The following is a 20,039-nucleotide window of genomic DNA, read 5'->3' as shown; positions in this document are numbered from 1 at the left end:
GAGCGAGCCTGCTCGCGAAGGCGGTGTGTCATTCAACATCTGTGCTGTCTGACACGGCCTCTTCGCGAGCAGGCTCGCTCCCACAGGGTTATGCGCTTCAATCGATAAACAGATCGGGCATCAGTGCGGCGTCGCTGTCCGGCTCGAACCGGTAATGCTTGAACTCAGTCACGCCGTGCTCACGCAAAATTTCTTCGTCGATAAGCAGCCGTCCAGTGATCTGTCGTGCGCTGCTTCCCAGAATCACATGCGCCGCATCCGCCATGATCGCCGGCGTGCGCGCATGCTTGAACGACTCGCGATTTCCCAGCTGAAACTCGATCGCCGCCGTGGCAATCATCGTCTGCGGCCACAGTGAATTGACGCTGATGCCGTAACTGGAGAACTCCTCGCTCATCCCGATCGTCAGCATGCTCATGCCGTATTTGGTCACGGTGTAGGGGCTGAACTGGGCAAACCACTTGTTCGCCATGTTCAGCGGTGGCGACAAGTTGAGGATGTGTCCGGCGGATTTCTTCAGATAGGGCAGGGCGGCCTGGCTGCACAGCAGTACCGCGCGGGTGTTGATCTGGTGCATCAGGTCGAAACGCTTGAGTTCGATGTGCTGCACGCCAGTCAACTTGATCGCCCCGGCGTTATTGACCAGCGCATCGATGCCGCCGAAATGCTCGTTGGCCTGGGCCAGCGCATTGCGCACCGCGTCTTCATCACGCACATCGACTTGCAGGGCCAATGCCTTGCCGCCAGCGGCTTCGACTTCCTTGGCTACGCTGTGGATGGTGCCGGGCAGTTTGGGATGGGTTTCGGCGCTTTTGGCCGCAATCACGATATTGGCCCCGTCTTTCGCGGCACGCAGCGCAATCTCACGCCCGATGCCACGGCTGGCGCCGGTGATGAACAGGGTTTTGCCTTGTAGCGACATGCCGATGCTCCTGCTTATTGTTATGTGAGCGGAGGGCTCGACAGACAATGTAGACGATGTCTTCAGGTGCGAACGAGGAGGGGCGATTGGATTGGGTGAGCTTTTGTGGGAGCGAGCCTGCTCGCGAAAGCGGTCTGTCAGCCGACTTCTACGTCGGATGTGCCGGCCTCTTCGCGAGCAGGCTCGCTCCCACAGGGCAGGGGAGCTATCAGGCGGACATCACTTCGCGAATGTCGCGGGCCAGTTCGCGTACGCGTTCTTCTTCGGTGTCCCACGAGCACATGAAGCGTGCGCCGCCCTTGCCGATGAAGGTGTAGAAGCGCCAGTTTTTCGCGGTCAGCGCGGCGATGGCCGGTTCCGAGAGTTGCAGGAATACGCCGTTGGCCTGCACCGGGAACATCAGTTCCACGCCCGGAATGTCGCTGACCAGCTCGGCCAGCAGTTGCGCGCAGTGGTTGGCGTGGCGAGCGTATTTGAGCCAGGCGTCGTTTTCGAGGATGCCGACCCACGGTGCCGAGAGGAAGCGCATTTTCGACGCCAGTTGCCCGGCCTGCTTGCAGCGGTAATCGAAGTCTTCGGCCAGTTTGTGGTTGAAGAACAGGATCGCTTCACCCACCGCCATGCCATTCTTGGTGCCGCCGAAGCACAGCACATCGACGCCGGCCTTCCAGGTCAGGTCGGCCGGCGAGCAGCCGAGGAACGCACAGGCGTTGGAGAAACGCGCGCCGTCCATGTGCAGGTGCAGGCCCAGCTCTTTGCAGGTGGCGCTGATGGCGCGGACTTCTTCCGGGGTGTACACGCTGCCGACCTCAGTGGCCTGGGTCAGGGTCACAACGCGCGGTTTCGGGTAGTGGATGTCCTGGCGCTTGAGCGCAACTTCGCGGATCGACTGCGGGGTGATCTTGCCGTTTTCGGTGCCGGCGATCAGCAGTTTCGAGCCGTTGGAGAAGAATTCCGGCGCGCCGCATTCGTCGGTTTCGACGTGGGCGGTTTCCGAGCAGATCACGCTGTGGTAACTCTGGCACAGCGACGACAGCGCCAGCGAGTTGGCGGCGGTGCCGTTGAAGGCGAAAAACACTTCGCAGTCGGTTTCGAACAGCTTGCGGAAATGGTCGGCCGCACGTGCGGTCCATTCATCGTCGCCATAAGCGCGCTGGTGGCCGTGGTTGGCCTGTTCCATGGCGGCCCAGGCTTCAGGGCAGATACCGGAGTAGTTGTCGCTGGCGAATTGTTGGCTCTTGTCGGTCATGGCCGGCTTCCGTGGTCGAGACTCTTGTGAAGGCTCGTGGTCAATGAGGGTGCGCACTTTACCGAAGATCTTCCGGGGAGCACACGGGATGTCGCTGTCAGAAAATTACCAGTTTGTTACCCGATTATGCACGTGACTAAACGCGACGGCGCGCTGGATCTGCTCAAGTGGCTGGCGTTGCTGAGCATGCTGCTCGATCACCTGCGATATGTCGGGATCAGCGCCGATTGGCTGTATGTGCCGGGGCGTCTGGCGTTCCCGTGGTTCTGCCTGGCGATGGCGGCGAACCTGTCCCGGGCCGGTGCGCAGAAGACCGAGTGGCGCTATCTGGGCTGGCTGCTGCTGTTCAGTGCGGTCAGCGAAATTCCCTACCGCTTGTACATTCCTGATCCCGACACCTTGAACGTGATGCCTACGCTGGCGCTGGGGTTGCTGGTGGCGCGGGGCTGGCAGGATCGCACGTTGTTGTCGCGGCTTTTGGGCGTGAGCGCCTTGCTGCTGGCGGCGCTGTTTTCGCAATGGCTGATGTTTGGTCTATTTGGCGTGTTGTTGCCGCTGACGCTGCTGTGGGTGATCCGTCGTCCCTGGTATTTCGGCCTCCTGCCGGGGCTAGTGTGTCTGGCGGGCAATCAGTGGCGGGTGCTGTATGAGGCGGCGGAGTTCGGTAACTACGTGGCGGTGTTTGGCATCGCGGCGTGTCTGATTGCGCCACTGCTCGGGATAGTCTTGTTGCGACATGCCGGATCCCTTCATCCATTGCCCATGCGCCGCTGGGCGTATGCGCTCTATCCCCTGCATTTCCTCCTGCTGCTCGCCATCCGTGCGGCATACACCTGACCCCTGTGGGAGCGAGCCTGCTCGCGAAGGCGGTCTGTCAGCCAACTTCCATGTCGGATGTGCCGGCCTCTTCGCGAGCAGGCTCGCTCCCACAGGGGATCTCCACGAATTCAATCGGTCATTTCAGGCCATGTCGTAAACGCACCTTTGCGTGGCGTCCGCAGGCATTTGAGCTGTCTGCGCCGGTCATACCATCGGCATCAAAGGGCACTGCCTTGATTGCCAGTGCCTTACCGAGACGAATGGCGCACAGATGCCGCTGGGAGAGACGCGATGTTCAGCAAGCAAGACCAGATCCAGGGTTACGACGATGCACTGCTGGCGGCGATGAATGCCGAGGAGCAACGTCAGGAAGATCACATCGAACTGATCGCGTCGGAGAACTACACCAGCAAGCGCGTCATGCAAGCGCAAGGCAGCGGCCTGACCAACAAATACGCCGAAGGTTATCCGGGCAAGCGCTACTACGGTGGCTGCGAGCATGTGGATAAAGTCGAAGCGCTGGCCATCGAGCGCGCCAAGCAACTGTTCGGCGCCGATTATGCCAACGTCCAGCCGCACTCCGGTTCCTCGGCCAACAGCGCGGTGTACCTGGCGCTGATCCAGCCAGGCGACACCATCCTCGGCATGAGCCTGGCCCACGGCGGTCACCTGACCCACGGTGCCAAAGTGTCGTCCTCGGGCAAGCTGTACAACGCGGTGCAGTACGGCATCAACACCGACACCGGGCTGATCGATTACGACGAAGTCGAGCGTCTGGCCGTCGAGTGCAAGCCGAAGATGATCGTCGCCGGGTTCTCTGCTTATTCGAAGACCCTGGACTTCCCGCGCTTCCGCCAGATCGCCGACAAGGTTGGCGCGTTGCTGTTCGTCGACATGGCCCACGTTGCCGGTCTTGTCGCTGCTGGCCTGTACCCGAACCCGCTGCCGTACGCCGACGTGGTCACCACCACCACCCACAAGACCCTGCGCGGTCCGCGTGGCGGGCTGATCCTGGCCAAGTCCAACGAAGAGATCGAGAAGAAGCTCAACGCCGCGGTATTCCCCGGTGCCCAGGGCGGCCCGTTGATGCACGTCATCGCCGGTAAAGCGGTGTGCTTCAAGGAAGCACTGGAGCCCGGCTTCAAGGCCTATCAGCAGCAAGTGATCGACAACGCCCAGGCGATGGCCAGCGTGTTTATCAAACGTGGCTACGATGTAGTGTCCGGCGGTACCGACAACCACCTGTTCCTGGTCAGCCTGATCCGTCAGGGCCTGACCGGCAAAGATGCTGACGCTGCCCTTGGCCGCGCGCACATCACCGTCAACAAGAACGCCGTGCCGAACGACCCGCAGTCGCCGTTCGTGACGTCGGGCCTGCGCATTGGCACCCCGGCCGTCACCACGCGTGGCTTCAAGGTCGCCCAGTGCGAAGTGCTGGCCGGCTGGATCTGCGACATCCTCGACAACCTCGGTGATGCCGACGTTGAAGCGAATGTGGCCAAGAACGTCGCGGCACTGTGCGCCGACTACCCGGTTTATCGCTGAGCGGTTTGGAGTAAATGACTATGCAACGCTATTCGGGCTTCGGCCTCTTCAAACACTCCCTCAGCCACCACGAGAACTGGCAGCGCATGTGGCGCACGCCGACGCCGAAGAAGGTCTACGACGTGGTCATCGTTGGCGGCGGCGGGCACGGTCTGGCGACCGCCTACTATCTGGCGAAAGAGCACGGCATCACCAACGTGGCCGTGGTCGAAAAGGGCTGGCTGGGTGGCGGCAACACCGCGCGCAACACCACCATCGTGCGTTCCAACTACCTGTGGGACGAGTCGGCGCACCTGTACGAACACGCGATGAAATTGTGGGAAGGCCTGTCGCAGGATCTGAACTACAACGTGATGTTCTCCCAGCGTGGCGTCTACAACCTCTGCCACACGTTGCAGGACATCCGTGATTCCGAGCGTCGGGTCAGCGCCAACCGCCTCAACGGCGTCGATGGCGAACTGCTCAACGCCCAGCAAGTCGCCGACGAGATTCCGTACCTCGACTGCTCGAAGAACACCCGTTACCCGGTGCTGGGCGCGACCGTTCAGCGTCGCGGCGGCGTCGCTCGTCACGATGCCGTGGCCTGGGGCTTTGCCCGTGCCGCCGATGCCTTGGGCGTGGACTTGATCCAGCAGACCGAAGTGATCGGTTTCCGCAAGGAAAACGGCGTGTGCATCGGCGTCGAAACCAACAAGGGTTTCATCGGTGCCAAGCGTGTCGGTGTGGTCACCGCCGGTAACTCCGGGCACATGGCCAAGCTCGCCGGTTTCCGTCTGCCGATCGAATCCCACCCGCTGCAAGCGCTGGTGTCCGAGCCGATCAAACCGATTATCGACAGCGTGATCATGTCCAACGCCGTGCACGGATACATCAGCCAGTCGGACAAGGGCGACCTGGTGATCGGCGCCGGTATCGACGGCTACAACGGCTACGGCCAGCGCGGTTCGTACCCGGTGATCGAGCACACCATCCAGGCCATCGTCGAGATGTTCCCGGTGCTGTCGCGGGTGCGCATGAACCGCCAGTGGGGCGGCATCGTCGACACCACCCCGGACGCTTGCCCGATCATTTCGAAAACCCCGGTACCGAACATGTTCTTCAACTGCGGTTGGGGCACCGGTGGCTTCAAGGCGACTCCTGGCTCGGGCAACGTGTTTGCCGCGAGTCTGGCCAAGGGTGAAATGCACCCGTTGGCCGCACCTTTCTCCATCGACCGTTTCCACAACGGTGCGTTGATCGATGAACACGGCGCTGCTGCGGTTGCCCACTAACAGGAGAAATCCCCATGTTGCATATCTTCTGTCCTCACTGCGGCGAACTGCGCTCCGAAGAGGAATTCCATGCATCCGGTCAGGCGCACATTCCGCGTCCGCTGGATCCGAACGCCTGCACCGATGAAGAGTGGGGCGACTACATGTTCTTCCGCGACAACCCGCGTGGTCTGCACCACGAGCTGTGGGATCACGTCGCCGGTTGCCGCCAGTACTTCAACGTCACCCGCGACACCGTGACCTACGAGATTCTCGAAACCTACAAGATCGGCACCAAGCCGCAATTCACCGACAAGGCTGATACGGCGAAAACAGCCACGACGGCGCTGGGAGAGAAGGTATGAGCCAGACCAATCGCCTGTCCAACGGTGGACGGATCGACCGCAACAAAGTGCTGAGCTTCACCTTCAACGGTCAGAGCTACAAAGGCTTCGAGGGCGACTCGCTGGCCTCGGCACTGATCGCCAACGGCGTCGACATCATCGGCCGCAGCTTCAAGTATTCGCGTCCACGCGGGATTTTCGCCGCCGGTGCCGAAGAGCCGAACGCCGTGCTGCAGATCGGTGCCACCGAAGCCACGCAGATTCCCAACGTGCGCGCCACGCAACAGGCGCTGTACCAAGGCCTGGTCGCCACCAGCACCAACGGCTGGCCGAGCGTCAACAACGACATGATGGGGATTCTCGGCAAGGTCGGCGGCAAGCTGATGCCGCCGGGTTTCTACTACAAAACCTTCATGTACCCGCAATCGTTCTGGATGACCTACGAGAAGTACATTCGCAAGGCTGCAGGGCTTGGCCGTTCGCCGACCGAAGTCGATCCGGACACCTACGACTACATGAACCAGCACTGCGACGTGCTGATCGTCGGCGCCGGCCCTGCCGGTCTCGCCGCTGCCCTGGCGGCTGCGCGCAGTGGTGCGCGGGTGATCCTCGCTGATGAGCAGGAAGAGTTCGGCGGCAGCCTGCTCGATTCCCGCGAAAGCCTCGACGGCAAACCGGCGATCGAGTGGGTGGCCTGCGTTATCGCTGAATTGAAAAACACTCCGGACGTGCTGCTGTTGCCGCGCGCCACGGTCAACGGTTACCACGACCACAATTTCCTGACCATTCACGAACGCCTCACCGATCACCTCGGTGACCGTGCGCCTATCGGCCAGGTGCGTCAGCGCATCCACCGGGTTCGCGCCAAGCGTGTAGTGCTGGCGACCGGCGCCCACGAGCGTCCGCTGGTCTACGGCAACAACGACGTGCCGGGCAACATGCTCGCCGGTGCGGTCTCGACTTACGTGCGCCGTTACGGTGTGGCACCGGGCAAGAAGCTGGTGCTGACCACCAACAACGATCACGCCTATCGCGTGGCGCTGGATTGGCTCGACGCCAGCCTGCAAGTGGTGGCCATCGCCGATGCACGGAGCAATCCGCGTGGTGCGCTGGTGGAAGAAGCCCGCGCCAAAGGCATTCGCATCCTCACCGGCAGCGCCGTGATCGAGGCCCGTGGCAGTAAGCGCGTCACCGCTGCCCGCATCGCCGCAATTGACGTCAAAGCGCACACCGTGACCAGCCCGGGCGAATGGCTCGACTGCGACGTGATCGCCAGTTCCGGCGGTTACAGCCCGGTGGTGCACCTGGCTTCGCACCTCGGTGGCAAACCGATCTGGCGTGAGGACATCCTCGGTTTCGTACCGGGCGAAGCACCGCAGAAGCGTGTGTGCGTCGGCGGCATCAACGGCGTTTACGGCCTCGGAGATTCGCTGGCCGATGGTTTCGAAGGTGGCGCACGCGCTGCCAGTGAAGCCGGTTTCGCGGTGGTCGAAGGCACGCTGCCAAAAGCGCTGAGCCGTCTCGAAGAAGCGACCCTGGCGCTGTTCCAGGTGCCGCACGAGAAGGGCACCTCGCGTGCGCCGAAACAATTCGTCGACCTGCAGAACGACGTCACCGCCGCCGCCATCGAACTGGCGACCCGCGAAGGTTTCGAGTCGGTCGAGCACGTCAAACGCTACACCGCGCTGGGCTTCGGCACCGATCAGGGCAAGCTCGGCAACGTCAACGGCCTGGCCATTGCCGCGCGTTCGCTGAACGTGACCATCCCGCAGATGGGCACCACGATGTTCCGCCCCAACTACACGCCGGTAACGTTCGGCGCCGTGGCCGGCCGTCACTGTGGGCACATCTTCGAGCCGGTGCGCTACACCGCGCTGCATCAATGGCACCTGAAAAACGGCGCCGAGTTTGAAGACGTCGGCCAGTGGAAACGTCCGTGGTACTTCCCGAAAAACGGTGAAGACATGCACGCCGCAGTGAAGCGCGAATGCAAAGCCGTGCGCGACAGCGTCGGCCTGCTCGACGCCTCGACCCTGGGCAAGATCGACATTCAAGGCCCGGATGCCCGCGAGTTCCTCAACCGCGTGTACACCAACGCCTGGACCAAGCTCGACGTGGGCAAGGCGCGTTACGGCCTGATGTGCAAAGAAGACGGCATGGTTTTCGATGACGGGGTGACGGCGTGTCTGGCCGACAACCATTTCGTCATGACCACCACCACGGGCGGCGCGGCGCGCGTGCTGCAATGGCTGGAGTTGTACCACCAGACCGAATGGCCGGAGATGAAGGTGTACTTCACTTCAGTCACCGATCACTGGGCGACGATGACCCTGTCCGGACCGAACAGCCGCAAGCTGCTCAGCGCCGTGACCGACATTGATCTGAGCAACGAAGCGTTCCCGTTCATGACCTGGAAAGAAGGTCTGGTCGGCGGTGTGCCGGCGCGGGTGTTCCGTATCTCGTTCACCGGTGAGCTGTCGTACGAAGTCAACGTGCAGGCCGACTACGCGATGGGCGTGCTGGAGAAAATCGTCGAGGCTGGCAAGCAGTACAACCTGACGCCGTACGGCACGGAAACCATGCACGTCCTGCGGGCCGAGAAAGGTTTCATCATCGTCGGCCAGGACACCGACGGCTCGATGACCCCGGACGACCTGAACATGGGCTGGTGCGTCGGTCGCACCAAACCGTTCTCGTGGATCGGCCAGCGCGGCATGAACCGAGAAGACTGCGTGAAGGATCAGCGCAAGCAACTGGTGGGCCTGAAGCCGATCGATCCGAACGTCTGGCTGCCGGAAGGCGCGCAACTGGTGTTCAACACCAAGCAGGCGATCCCGATGACCATGGTCGGCCACGTGACCTCCAGCTACGCGCACAACTCCCTCGGCTATTCGTTTGCCATGGGCGTGGTCAAGGGCGGTCTGAAGCGCATGGGTGAGCGGGTGTTCGCGCCGCTGGCCGATGGCAGCGTGATCGAGGCGGAGATTGTGTCTTCGGTGTTCTTCGATCCGAAGGGGGATCGGCAGAACATCTGATGGCCTCAGGAATTGTGGGCGGGCGGCTATTCGCGAGCAGGCTCGCTCCCACATTCGACCGCGTTCCCCTGTGGGAGCGAGCCTGCTCGCGAAAGCGGCAGATCAGCCACCGCAGGAACCAACAGAATTCAGGAAGGTGCTTTATGACCACAGCCAATGTTTACCAACAACGCCCGACTACCGGGGCCCGTGCCGAGTCGTCGCTGCACCATGCCGACCTCGCCAGCCTGGTCGGCAAGGGTCGCAAGAACGCCGGCGTGATCGTGCGTGAAAAGAAACTCCTCGGTCACCTGACCATTCGTGGCGATGGCCACGATGCAGCCTTCGCCGCTGGCGTGCACAAGGCCCTCGGCATTGAGTTACCGGGCGCCCTGAGCGTCATCGTCAAAGGCGAAACCAGCCTGCAATGGATGGGCCCGGACGAGTGGCTGCTGATCGTGCCAAGCGGTGAAGAATTCGCCGCCGAGCAGAAACTGCGCGAAGCGCTGGGCGACCTGCACATCGCGATCGTCAACGTCAGCGGCGGCCAGCAAGTGCTCGAACTGAGCGGGCCGAACGTGCGTCAGGTGCTGATGAAATCCACCAGCTACGACGTGCACCCGAACAACTTCCCGGTCGGCAAAGCGGTGGGCACGGTGTTCGCCAAGTCGCAGCTGATGATCCGCCATACCGCCGAAGACACCTGGGAACTGCTGATCCGCCGCAGCTTCTCGGACTACTGGTGGTTGTGGCTGCAGGATGCTTCGGCTGAATACGGGTTGAGCGTACAAGCCTAAAAGCTTACCCCCTCACCCCAGCCCTCTCCCCCAGGGGGGAGAGGGGGAAAGGGAGCAGATTTGTGTAGTTTTCGAGCCCGAGTTCGACCCGATATTTCAGGTCGGCGTAGCTCGAAAGAACACCTCGGTCAGTCCCCTCTACCTCCGGGAGAGGGCTAGGGTGAGGGGCAAAAATCCCCCAGACACCGCGCACAAAAGAACAGGAGTCACCGCACCATGAGCCGCGCCCCAGACACATGGATTCTGACCGCCGACTGCCCCAGCGTGCTCGGCACGGTGGACGCGGTGACGCGTTTTCTGTTCGAGCAGGGTTGCTACGTCACCGAGCACCATTCGTTCGATGACCGGCTCTCGGGTCGTTTCTTCATTCGCGTGGAATTCCGTCAGCCCGACGGTTTCGACGAGCAGTCCTTCCGCGCCGGCCTCGCCGAGCGCGGAGAGGCATTCGGCATGGTCTTCGAGCTGACCGCGCCGAACTACCGGCCAAAAGTGGTGATCATGGTCTCCAAGGCCGATCACTGCCTCAACGATTTGCTCTACCGCCAGCGCATCGGCCAGTTGTCGATGGACGTGGCGGCGGTGGTGTCCAACCACCCGGACCTCAAGCCGCTGGCCGACTGGCACCAGATTCCCTACTACCATTTCCCCCTCGACCCCAACGACAAGCCGTCGCAGGAGCGTCAGGTGTGGCAGGTGATCGAAGAGTCCGGCGCCGAACTGGTGATCCTCGCCCGCTACATGCAGGTGCTGTCACCGGAGCTGTGCCGCAAGCTCGATGGCAAGGCGATCAACATTCACCACTCGCTGCTGCCGGGGTTCAAGGGCGCCAAGCCGTATCACCAGGCCTACAACAAGGGCGTGAAGCTGGTCGGCGCGACGGCGCATTACATCAACAACGACCTCGATGAAGGGCCGATCATTGCCCAGGGCGTCGAGGCGGTGGATCACAGTCATTACCCGGAGGATCTGATTGCCAAGGGGCGGGATATCGAGGGCCTGACCCTGGCCCGGGCCGTGGGTTATCACATTGAGCGCAGGGTGTTTCTCAACGCCAATCGCACGGTCGTTCTCTAGATCGCTTTCGCGAGCAGGCTCGCTCCCACAGGGATTTGTGTCGAAACACAGGTCTCTGTCACACCAAAGATCAACTGTGGGAGCGAGCCTGCTCGCGAAGAGGCCATAACAGGCAACACAACAATCAGCATCTGTACCCGAGCACTTAACGCGCTGCCTGCCTGGGCAACGCAGTTCCATAAAAACAACAGCGAGGTGAAAGCATGTCTGGCAATCGTGGTGTGGTGTATCTCGGCGCTGGCAAGGTCGAAGTACAGAAAATCGACTATCCGAAAATGCAGGATCCGCGTGGCAGGAAGATCGAGCACGGGGTGATTCTGCGTGTGGTGTCCACCAACATTTGTGGCTCCGACCAGCACATGGTGCGCGGCCGGACCACGGCGCAGACCGGTCTGGTGCTGGGCCATGAAATCACCGGCGAAGTGATCGAAAAAGGTTCCGACGTCGAGAACCTGAAGATCGGCGATCTGGTCTCCGTACCGTTCAACGTGGCTTGCGGGCGCTGCCGTTCCTGCAAGGAGCAACACACCGGCGTCTGTCTGACCGTCAACCCGGCCCGTGCCGGCGGTGCCTACGGTTATGTCGACATGGGCGACTGGACCGGCGGCCAGGCCGAATACGTGCTGGTACCGTATGCCGACTTCAACCTGCTGAAACTGCCGGATCGCGACAAGGCCATGGAGAAAATCCGCGACCTGACCTGCCTCTCCGATATCCTCCCGACCGGTTATCACGGTGCGGTTACGGCGGGCGTTGGCCCGGGCAGCACCGTTTACATCGCCGGCGCCGGCCCGGTCGGTCTGGCCGCTGCAGCCTCGGCGCGTCTGCTGGGGGCGGCGGTGGTGATCATTGGCGACGTCAACACCATCCGTTTGGCGCACGCCAAGGCTCAGGGTTTTGAAGTGGTCGACCTGTCCAAGGACACGCCGCTGCACGAACAGATCGCCGCGCTGCTGGGCGAACCGGAAGTCGATTGCGCGGTGGACTGCGTGGGCTTCGAAGCACGCGGCCACGGTCACGACGGGGTGAAAGCCGAAGCCCCGGCTACCGTGCTCAACTCGCTGATGGGCGTGGTGCGTGTGGCCGGCAAGATCGGTATTCCGGGCCTGTACGTGACCGAGGATCCAGGTGCCGTGGACGCCGCCGCGAAAATGGGCAGCCTGAGCATCCGCTTCGGCCTGGGCTGGGCCAAATCCCACAGCTTCCACACCGGCCAGACCCCGGTGATGAAATACAACCGCCAACTGATGCAGGCGATCATGTGGGATCGCATCAACATCGCCGAAGTGGTCGGCGTGCAAGTCATCAGCCTTGACCAGGCGCCCGAAGGTTACGGCGAGTTCGATGCGGGTGTGCCGAAGAAGTTTGTGATCGATCCGCATCGGTTGTTCAGTGCGGCGTAAGTAAAAAGGGCGACCCACGGGTCGCCTTTTTTTAGATCAAAAGATCGCAGCCTTCGGCAGCTCCTACAGGGATCGATGTGGGAGCTGCCGAAGGCTGCGATCTTTTGATTTTTGCAATCAGAGGGCTGCCAAAGCGCCTTGGTACAGCACCGGCCCCGTCGGCTGCCCGGTCGGCGAGCCGCCCTTTGGCTCCAGACTGACCGCCAGCGCAATCGGCTGGCCGATCAAGGCTTTCTGCGCCTCGCTCAGTTCAACCTTGCCTTTGCCGCCTGCAGGAATCACCCCCAGCGAAATCGGCTTGCCGTCCGCCGGTATCGCCCACAATTCCAGACTGCGATCTGGCCCTATTGCTGCCAATGTCAGCGGTTCGACCTGCAGATAATCCGCATGCGCCTCGACCTTCAGTGCCGGTTGCGCGTCGGCGCTCAGCAGGGTGGCGTGGTAGCGGGCGTCGTCGCGATTGTACAGCGAGCCGAGGAACACCAGCACCACGATCGAACAGGCAGCGACGCTGACGCGCAGCCAGTTCCAGAACGGACGTTTTTCCGGGACGTGCAGCACTTGCGGCTCTATGCGTGCGGTGATGCCATGCCACACCCGATCCGGCACCGGTTGCTCTGGTACTGCGTCGGTCAGGCTGGCAAGGCTTTCCTGCCAGTGAGCGAGTTCTGTGCGCAGTGCTGCATCGTCCAGCAGCAATTGTTCAAAACGCCGACGCGCCGCCGCCGACATCAGGCCAATGGCGTAATCGGCAGCGAGGGCGCGGCGCAAGGCGGGGGTCTGGTAGTTCATGATTCAAGGCACCTGCGCAGACGTTCCATGCCGCGACGAATCCACGATTTCACCGAACCCAGCGGTGCCGCCACTTGTTCGGCGAGTTCCGCGCAGGACAGGCCCTGGAAGTAGGCGACGCTGATCGACTGGCGCTGCATGCCGTCGAGGGTGTCGAGGCATCGGTGCAGCGCGCTGGCTTCGCGGCTGCTGTTCAACAGGTCGTGGGCCGAAGGGCCTTCGTCCGGCAGGGTGTCCTGTTCGAAGTCGGTCATCGGCCGTTCGCGCTGTTTGCGCAGTTGGTCGATGGCCTGATGGCGGGTGATGTTGATCATCCAGGTCAGCGGCGCCGACAAATGGGCTTCGTAGCGCGAGGCGTTGTTCCAGATGCGCACGAAGCTTTCCTGCAGCACTTCCTCGGCCAGATCCGCCCGGCCCATGAAGCGCAGGGCCACGCCGTGCAGGCGTGGGCCAACGCTGCGATAGAGCGTTTCGAATGCACCGCGGTCGCCCAGTGAGCACTGGGCCAACAGCTGGCGCAACTGATCGGGGTCGGCGGTGGAAATGACGGTTCTCCAGGCAATGGGCGGACGACGAGGGCACTGCTCGGGCTGTTCACAGGCTAGTTCAGCGACAGCGCTTGTGCCATTCATCTGCGGTTATCCACGGTTTCACGTTTTATATACGTGGCTATCCTGAAAATGGATGCGCCGGCGAGGAACATGCAGGCTGAAACCCGGTCAAACCGGCAGTTTTGCCGCTCATTGAAGGGCGGTTACCACAGCGCAAGAGGATGTCTGAATGAAGATTTCACGCGGTATTGCCTTGGCTTCACTGATGACCCTTGCAGCGAGCCCGGTGTTTGCCGGCTTCAGTCTGGACGATGTGACCAAAGCGGCTGCAAGCATGCAGGGCGGTAACGCCGCGACCGCCGCCGCGCCGACCTCGGAAACCGCCGGTTTGCTGCAAGCCGTGACCGGTCTCGGTGTGACGCCGCAGCAAGCCGTCGGTGGCACCAGCGCCATGCTCGGCCTGGCCAAGAACCAGTTGAGCAGCACCGATTATTCGCAGTTGGCCAAGGAAGTGCCGGGCATCGACAAGCTGTCGGGCGGCGCTGGCAACCTGGCGGCGCTGAGTGGTTTGCTGGGCTCGTCGGGCAAGTCGGCCGGGCTGGAAAACGCGCTGGGCAACGTCAAGGACACCAACGATCTGAACAATGCCTTCGGTGCGTTGGGCATGGACAGCGGCATGGTCGGCCAGTTTGCCCCGGTGCTGCTCAAGTACCTGGGTGACCAAGGCGTCGGCGGCCCGCTGCTGCAGAGCCTGGGCAGCATCTGGGGCGCCGGCACCGGCAGCTGATTCAGCCGCGCTCGCCGCGCAGTTCGCTGATGCGCTGATCCTTCTCGGTCCAGAGCTGGTTGACCCAGTTCTGGACCTGCTGGCGAAACAGCGGATCGTTTTCGTAATCGCCCTGCGACAGTGCCGGGTCGAGTTCGCGGGTCTGGATGTCGACAATCACCCGCGGCACGCTGCCGCTGATCAGGTCCCAGAACCCCGGAATCTTTTCCTGTGGATAAACCACAGTCACGTCGAGCAGCGCATCGAGTTGTTCGCCCATCGCCGCCAGAACAAACGCCACACCTCCCGCCTTGGGTTTGAGCAGATGCTTGAACGGTGACTGCTGCTGCGCGCTTTTCGCCGCGGTGTAGCGGGTGCCTTCCAGATAATTCACCACCGTCACCGGCTGGCGTTTGAACAGCTCGCAGGCCTGCTTGGTGATTTCCAGATCCTTGCCCGCCAACTCCGGGTGCTTGGCGAGGAACGCCTTGCTGTAGCGCTTCATGAACGGGTAATCCAGCGCCCACCACGCCAGACCGAGGAACGGTACCCAGATCAGCTCTTTCTTGAGGAAGAACTTGAAGAACGGCGTGCGCCGGTTGAGGGTCTGGATCAGCGCCGGAATGTCGACCCACGACTGGTGGTTGCTGACCACCAGGTACGAGGTGTCACCACGCAGGTCTGCGCCGCCGCGAATATCCCATTGGGTGGGGATGCACAGGCGAAAGATCAGTTTGTCGATCTCGGCCCAGGTCTCGGCAATCCACATCACCGCCCACGAGGCGTAATCGCGCCAGCGCCCGGGCGCAATCAGTTTGAGCAGGGCAAAGACCAGCAACGGCCCGATCAGGATCAGGGTATTGAGCAACAGCAGCAGGGTGACGAAACAGCCGGTGAGCAGGCGGCGCATAAGCAACTCTATGAAGGCGGATGGGCGCGCCATGATAAGTGGCTTCGGGTGACAGGCCAAATCGATGGTGACGAATGTTTCACCTTTGGCTGGCTATGCTGGAGCTGATTACCGTGTTGGCAGGGCTGGCCTCTTCGCGAGCAAGCCCGCTCCCACAGTGGATCTTCAGTGTGCATGCCATCTCCAACAGATCCCGGATCCCCTGTGGGAGCGAGCCTGCTCGCGAAGGCGGACTTGAGGCGAACCAATTGCCCGTCCGCTGTCTAAAATCTCGCGTCTGACGCCCTCATTTTCCAAGGAAGCCCCTTACGTGAAATCCCTCCTTGCACTGTTTGCCCTCGTCGCCCTGCCGGTCATGGCCGCCGAGCCGACCCTGTACGGGCGTTACGAATACATCGCGCTGCCGGAAATCGGTGGTGAGGTGCTCAAGGCCAAGATGGACACCGGCGCGCTGACCGCCTCGCTGTCGGCCAAGGACATCGAGACTTTCACCCGCGACGGCGAGAACTGGGTGCGTTTCCGCCTCGGCACCAAGGATGCCAGCAACAAGGTCTACGAACACAAGGTCGCGCGGATCAGCAAGATCAAGAGCCGCTCGGATGAAGAGGACGAGGGCGACAGCACCGAAGTCGCCAAGCGCCCGGTGGTTGATCTGGAACTGTGCCTGGGCAACGTCAAGCGTACGGTTGAGGTCAACCTGACCGACCGCAGCAACTTCAACTACCCGCTGCTGATCGGTGCCAAGGCCTTGCGCGAGTTTGGCGCAGCGGTGAACCCGGCGCGGCGTTTCACCGCCGACAAGCCAGACTGCTAAGTGGTCTCATTGACGTAACGTCAGGCTTGGGGCACCGTTCGCGCACTTAACCCATGGGCTCGGACGCCATGCCTCATATCCTGATTGTCGAAGACGAAGCGGCGATTGCCGACACGCTGATTTTTGCCCTGCAGGGCGAGGGGTTCGCCACCACGTGGCTGAGCCTCGGCGCGGCGGCGCTGGAGTTTCAACGGCAGACCCCGGCTGACTTGATCATTCTCGATATCGGCCTGCCGGACATCAGCGGTTTCGAAACCTGCAAACAGCTGCGGCGCTTCAGTGAAGTGCCGGTGCTGTTTCTCAGTGCCCGGGACGCCGAGATCGATCGGGTGGTGGGGCTGGAGATCGGCGCCGACGATTACGTGGTCAAGCCGTTCAGCCCACGGGAAGTCGCCGCGCGGGTACGGGCGATTCTCAAGCGCATGGCGCCGCGTCCTGCGGTTGAAGCGTCCTCGACGCTGTTTCGCATCGATGCCGAGCGTGTGCAGATCGTCTATCGGGGACAGCCGTTGAGCCTGACCCGTCATGAGTTTCGCCTGTTGCAATGCCTGCTCGAACAACCGCAGCGGGTGTTCAGCCGCGAGCAATTGCTCGATGCGCTGGGCGTGGCGGCGGACGCCGGTTACGAGCGCAGCATCGACAGCCACATCAAAAGCGTGCGCGCCAAATTGCGCCTGGTGCGGGCCGATGCCGAGCCGATCCAGACCCATCGCGGCCTCGGTTACAGCTACAGCCCGGGGCACAGCTGATGTCGTTGGGGCTGCGGATTTTTCTGGTGTATGTGCTGTTTATCGGCCTGACCGGTTACTTCGTGCTCAACACGGTGATGGAAGAAATCCGCCCGGGCGTGCGCCAGTCCACCGAAGAAACCCTGGTCGACACCGCCAACCTGATGGCGGAGATATTGCGTGATGATTTCAAGGCCGGCACGCTCAGCGAGAACCGCTGGCCCGAATTGTTGCGGGCCTACGGCGAGCGTCAACCGCAGGCGACGATCTGGGGCTTGCCGAAAAACCAGGTCAACCACCGCATCTACGTCACCGACGCCAAAGGCATCGTGGTGCTGGATTCCAGCGGCGTGGCGGTCGGGCAGGATTACTCGCGCTGGAACGATGTCTACCTGACTTTGCGTGGTGAGTACGGCGCTCGTTCGAGCCGCAGCGATCCGAATGATGCGAACTCCTCGGTGATGCACGTCGGTGCGCCGATCCGCGACAACGGCCGGATCATCGGCGTGGTTACCGTGGCCAAACCCAACAGCTCATTGCAGCCTTATGTTGATCGTACCGAGCGGCGCTTGCTGTTTTACGGTGCCGGGCTGATCGGCCTCGGTCTGCTGTTCGGCGCTTTGCTGTCGTGGTGGCTGAGCCGCGCGCTGCACCGTTTGACCGGGTATGCGCAGGCGGTGAGCGAAGGCCGGCGAGTGGAAGTACCGCATTACCGTGGCGGCGAACTGAAGCAACTGGCCACAGCGGTGGAGCAGATGCGCACCCAGCTCGAAGGCAAGGCTTACGTCGAACGCTACGTGCACACCCTGACCCATGAATTGAAAAGCCCGCTGGCGGCGATACGCGGTGCGGCGGAATTGCTGCAGGACGAGATGCCAGCGATTCAGCGCCTGCGTTTTGTCGGCAACATCGACAGCGAAAGCGCACGGATGCAGCAGTTGATCGAGCGGCTGTTGAATCTGGCGCAAGTCGAGCAGCGTCAGGGACTGGACGAGCGCGTGGCGGTACCGCTGGCGGCATTGGTTGATGATTTGCTGCGGGCGCAGGCAGCGCGCATCGAAGGCCGGCGGCTCAAGGTCGAGCAGACGATTGCGCCAGATCTGCTGCTGATCGGCGAGCCGTTTCTGTTGCGTCAGGCGTTGGGCAATCTGCTGGAGAATGCGCTGGATTTCACCCCGGTCGCCGGGCTGCTGCGCTTCAGTGCCGAGCGCGTGGGGGAGCAGGTCGAGTTGCGCTTGTTCAACGAAGCAGCGGCGATTCCCGAGTATGCCTTGCCGCGCTTGAGTGAACGGTTTTACTCGCTGCCGCGCCCGGACACTGGGCGCAAGAGCACTGGACTGGGGCTGAACTTTGTTGAGGAAGTGGTGAAGTTGCATGGTGGGTCGATGCATATCCGCAACGTCGAGAGCGGTGTGGAAGTGACATTGCGCTTGTCCTGAAACCGAGTCGCTGCCTTCGCGAGCAAGCCCGCTCCCACAGGGGGGGGTGTTGAAACACAGGTCTCTGTCACACCAAAGATCAACTGTGGGAGCGGGCTTGCTCGCGAAGGGGCCGGTGCAGTCTCCACACAATCTCCATATTCCCCCCACATTCCCCTCATACATCAACAGCAGACTCTGCCCATCCAAACAGGGAGAGTCCCATGAACAAGAATCTGACCATAAAGCTCGGGGCGATTGCCCTGCTGATCCTGCTGTTGCTGATACCGCTGCTGATGATCGACGGCATCATCGATGATCGCCAGCAACTGCGCGACGGCGTGCTCGAAGACATCGCTCGCAGCTCCAGCTACAGCCAGCAACTGAGCGGGCCGGTGATGGTAGTGCCGTATCGCAAAGTGATTCACAACTGGAAGCTCAACGACAAAACCAACCAGCGCTACGACGAGCCAAGTGAAGAACGCGGTCGGCTGTACTTTCTCCCGGAGCGCTTCGAGCTCGACGGCCAGGTGCAGACCGAGCTGCGCAATCGCGGTATCTACGAAGCGCGACTGTTCCATGCCGACAATCGCATCAATGGGCATTTCTCGTTGCCGGCGCAATTGGGGATCAAGGAAGACTTTGCCGATTACCAGTTCGATGCGCCGTTTCTGGCGGTGGGCATCAGTGACATTCGCGGTATTGAAAACGCCCTGAAACTGGAACTCGACGGTCAACGCCTGGACTTCGTACCCGGCACCCAGGTCGGCTGGCTCGGCGAAGGCGTGCGGGTGACGTTGCCGGCGCTGGATACCCGCAACGCCACGGAACTGACTTTCGGTTTCGACCTGCGCCTGCAAGGCACCGGTTCGCTGCAGGTGTTGCCGGTGGGCAAAAGCAGTCACGTCAGCCTTGCCGCCAACTGGCCGCACCCCAGTTTTGTTGGCAACTTCCTGCCGGGCAAACGCGAGATCAGCGATCAGGGTTTCAGCGCCGATTGGCAGACCACATTTTTCTCCACCAACCTGCAAGAAGCCATGAGCCGGTGCGTGATGGGCAATGACTGCGAGGCGTTCAACGGGCGCAGTTTTGGTGTGAGTTTCATCGATCCGGTGGATCAGTACCTGAAGAGTGATCGGGCGATCAAATATGCGCTGTTGTTCATCGTCCTGACGTTCGCCGGTTTCTTCCTGTTTGAAGTGCTCAAGAGTCTGGCAGTACACCCGGTGCAATATGCGTTGGTCGGGGTGGCGCTGGCGTTCTTCTATCTGTTACTGCTGTCGTTGTCGGAGCACATCGGCTTTGCCCTGGCGTATCTGCTGTCGGCCAGTGGCTGTGTGCTGTTGATCGGGTTTTATGTTTGCCACGTGCTGCACAGCGTGCGTCACGGTCTGAGTTTCTCCGCGGGATTGGCGGCGTTGTATGGCCTGCTGTATGGCCTGCTGAGCGCCGAGGATTACGCGCTGCTGATGGGCTCGCTGCTGTTGTTCGGCCTGCTCGGGGTGTTCATGGTGCTGACGCGCAAACTCGACTGGTACGGGATCGGGCAGAAACCGGCCAAGCCGCTGGCGTTTGATGTGGGGGCGATGCAATGAGCGGGTTGCGGGAGGATCAGCGCTGGAAGGAAGAGTTGGTGACGCGGA

The 20,039-nt window shown here is 61.8% G+C and carries 18 protein-coding genes; 13 read left to right on the top strand and 5 right to left on the bottom strand.

Annotation, left to right across the window (positions count from 1 at the left end; genetic code table 11):
• Window positions 1-97: 97 nt before the first annotated feature.
• Complete coding sequence (locus CRO59_RS17330; protein WP_097089062.1) at window positions 98-922, bottom strand: NAD(P)-dependent oxidoreductase; 825 nt, start codon at window positions 920-922, stop codon at window positions 98-100.
• Between the two features lie 208 nt (window positions 923-1,130).
• On the bottom strand, window positions 1,131-2,171 hold the full coding sequence (locus CRO59_RS17325) for a low specificity L-threonine aldolase (RefSeq protein WP_016772826.1): 1,041 nt from the start codon (window positions 2,169-2,171) through the stop codon (window positions 1,131-1,133).
• Window positions 2,172-2,297: 126 nt separating this feature from the next.
• Here CRO59_RS17325 and CRO59_RS17320 point away from each other — a divergent pair, with 126 nt between their 5' ends.
• From CRO59_RS17320 to fdhA, 8 genes are all read left to right on the top strand, one after another.
• Window positions 2,298-3,008: a TraX family protein gene (locus CRO59_RS17320; RefSeq protein WP_097089064.1), complete on the top strand. Its 711-nt coding sequence runs from the start codon at window positions 2,298-2,300 to the stop codon at window positions 3,006-3,008.
• Between the two features lie 273 nt (window positions 3,009-3,281).
• The gene (gene glyA / locus CRO59_RS17315; RefSeq protein ID WP_007962601.1) at window positions 3,282-4,535 is read left to right on the top strand and encodes a serine hydroxymethyltransferase; all 1,254 of its coding nucleotides are present in this window, start codon (window positions 3,282-3,284) and stop codon (window positions 4,533-4,535) included.
• 20 nt (window positions 4,536-4,555) lie between these two features.
• Complete coding sequence (locus tag CRO59_RS17310; protein ID WP_095187127.1) at window positions 4,556-5,806, top strand: sarcosine oxidase subunit beta; 1,251 nt, start codon at window positions 4,556-4,558, stop codon at window positions 5,804-5,806.
• 14 nt (window positions 5,807-5,820) lie between these two features.
• A complete protein-coding gene (locus tag CRO59_RS17305; RefSeq protein ID WP_003228964.1) occupies window positions 5,821-6,150 on the top strand; it encodes a sarcosine oxidase subunit delta in 330 nt (109 codons plus the stop codon).
• Entirely contained in the window at window positions 6,147-9,164 is a 3,018-nt protein-coding gene (locus CRO59_RS17300; protein WP_097089067.1) for a sarcosine oxidase subunit alpha, read from the top strand. The genes CRO59_RS17305 and CRO59_RS17300 overlap by 4 nt, the downstream gene beginning before the upstream one ends.
• Before the next feature lie 143 nt (window positions 9,165-9,307).
• Window positions 9,308-9,940, top strand: a complete 633-nt coding sequence (locus CRO59_RS17295) for a sarcosine oxidase subunit gamma (RefSeq protein ID WP_034155013.1) — start codon at window positions 9,308-9,310, stop codon at window positions 9,938-9,940.
• Window positions 9,941-10,156: 216 nt separating this feature from the next.
• Entirely contained in the window at window positions 10,157-11,014 is an 858-nt protein-coding gene (purU, locus tag CRO59_RS17290; protein ID WP_097089069.1) for a formyltetrahydrofolate deformylase, read from the top strand.
• 203 nt (window positions 11,015-11,217) lie between these two features.
• Window positions 11,218-12,417 carry a formaldehyde dehydrogenase, glutathione-independent gene (gene fdhA, locus CRO59_RS17285; protein ID WP_027610665.1) on the top strand — a complete coding sequence of 400 codons (1,200 nt, stop codon included), beginning with the start codon at window positions 11,218-11,220 and terminating at the stop codon, window positions 12,415-12,417.
• A gap of 117 nt (window positions 12,418-12,534) precedes the next feature.
• On the opposite strand, the gene CRO59_RS17280 is transcribed toward fdhA, so the two are convergent.
• Together CRO59_RS17280 and CRO59_RS17275 are read right to left on the bottom strand one after the other, a co-directional pair.
• Window positions 12,535-13,209: an anti-sigma factor domain-containing protein gene (locus CRO59_RS17280; protein WP_097089071.1), complete on the bottom strand. Its 675-nt coding sequence runs from the start codon at window positions 13,207-13,209 to the stop codon at window positions 12,535-12,537.
• On the bottom strand, window positions 13,206-13,841 hold the full coding sequence (locus CRO59_RS17275) for an RNA polymerase sigma factor (RefSeq protein ID WP_097089073.1): 636 nt from the start codon (window positions 13,839-13,841) through the stop codon (window positions 13,206-13,208). Before CRO59_RS17275 ends, CRO59_RS17280 begins: the two co-directional genes overlap by 4 nt.
• Before the next feature lie 148 nt (window positions 13,842-13,989).
• Here CRO59_RS17275 and CRO59_RS17270 point away from each other — a divergent pair, with 148 nt between their 5' ends.
• Window positions 13,990-14,547 carry a DUF2780 domain-containing protein gene (locus tag CRO59_RS17270; protein ID WP_047596480.1) on the top strand — a complete coding sequence of 186 codons (558 nt, stop codon included), beginning with the start codon at window positions 13,990-13,992 and terminating at the stop codon, window positions 14,545-14,547.
• A gap of 1 nt (window position 14,548) precedes the next feature.
• Here CRO59_RS17270 and CRO59_RS17265 read toward each other — a convergent pair whose 3' ends face one another.
• Window positions 14,549-15,436, bottom strand: a complete 888-nt coding sequence (locus CRO59_RS17265; protein ID WP_097089075.1) for an acyltransferase — start codon at window positions 15,434-15,436, stop codon at window positions 14,549-14,551.
• A gap of 310 nt (window positions 15,437-15,746) precedes the next feature.
• Between CRO59_RS17265 and CRO59_RS17260 the strand changes: the two genes are divergently transcribed.
• The 4 genes from CRO59_RS17260 to creD all read left to right on the top strand — a co-directional run bounded on the left by CRO59_RS17260 (window position 15,747) and on the right by creD (window position 19,991).
• Window positions 15,747-16,250, top strand: a complete 504-nt coding sequence (locus tag CRO59_RS17260; protein WP_007962587.1) for an ATP-dependent zinc protease — start codon at window positions 15,747-15,749, stop codon at window positions 16,248-16,250.
• A gap of 68 nt (window positions 16,251-16,318) precedes the next feature.
• Entirely contained in the window at window positions 16,319-16,999 is a 681-nt protein-coding gene (gene creB / locus CRO59_RS17255) for a two-component system response regulator CreB (RefSeq protein ID WP_027610670.1), read from the top strand.
• On the top strand, window positions 16,999-18,417 hold the full coding sequence (gene creC, locus CRO59_RS17250; protein ID WP_097089077.1) for a two-component system sensor histidine kinase CreC: 1,419 nt from the start codon (window positions 16,999-17,001) through the stop codon (window positions 18,415-18,417). The genes creB and creC overlap by 1 nt, the downstream gene beginning before the upstream one ends.
• A 203-nt stretch (window positions 18,418-18,620) precedes the next feature.
• Window positions 18,621-19,991 carry a cell envelope integrity protein CreD gene (gene creD, locus CRO59_RS17245; protein ID WP_097089078.1) on the top strand — a complete coding sequence of 457 codons (1,371 nt, stop codon included), beginning with the start codon at window positions 18,621-18,623 and terminating at the stop codon, window positions 19,989-19,991.
• Window positions 19,992-20,039 lie beyond the last annotated feature (48 nt).

The sequence above is a fragment of the Pseudomonas sp. LAMO17WK12:I5 genome, from assembly GCF_900215165.1.
In the GTDB taxonomy this organism is placed as follows: Bacteria; Pseudomonadota; Gammaproteobacteria; order Pseudomonadales; family Pseudomonadaceae; genus Aquipseudomonas; species Aquipseudomonas putida_A.
Note: the sequence above shows the minus strand (reverse complement) of the source record. Positions and strands in the feature narration are given on the sequence as shown.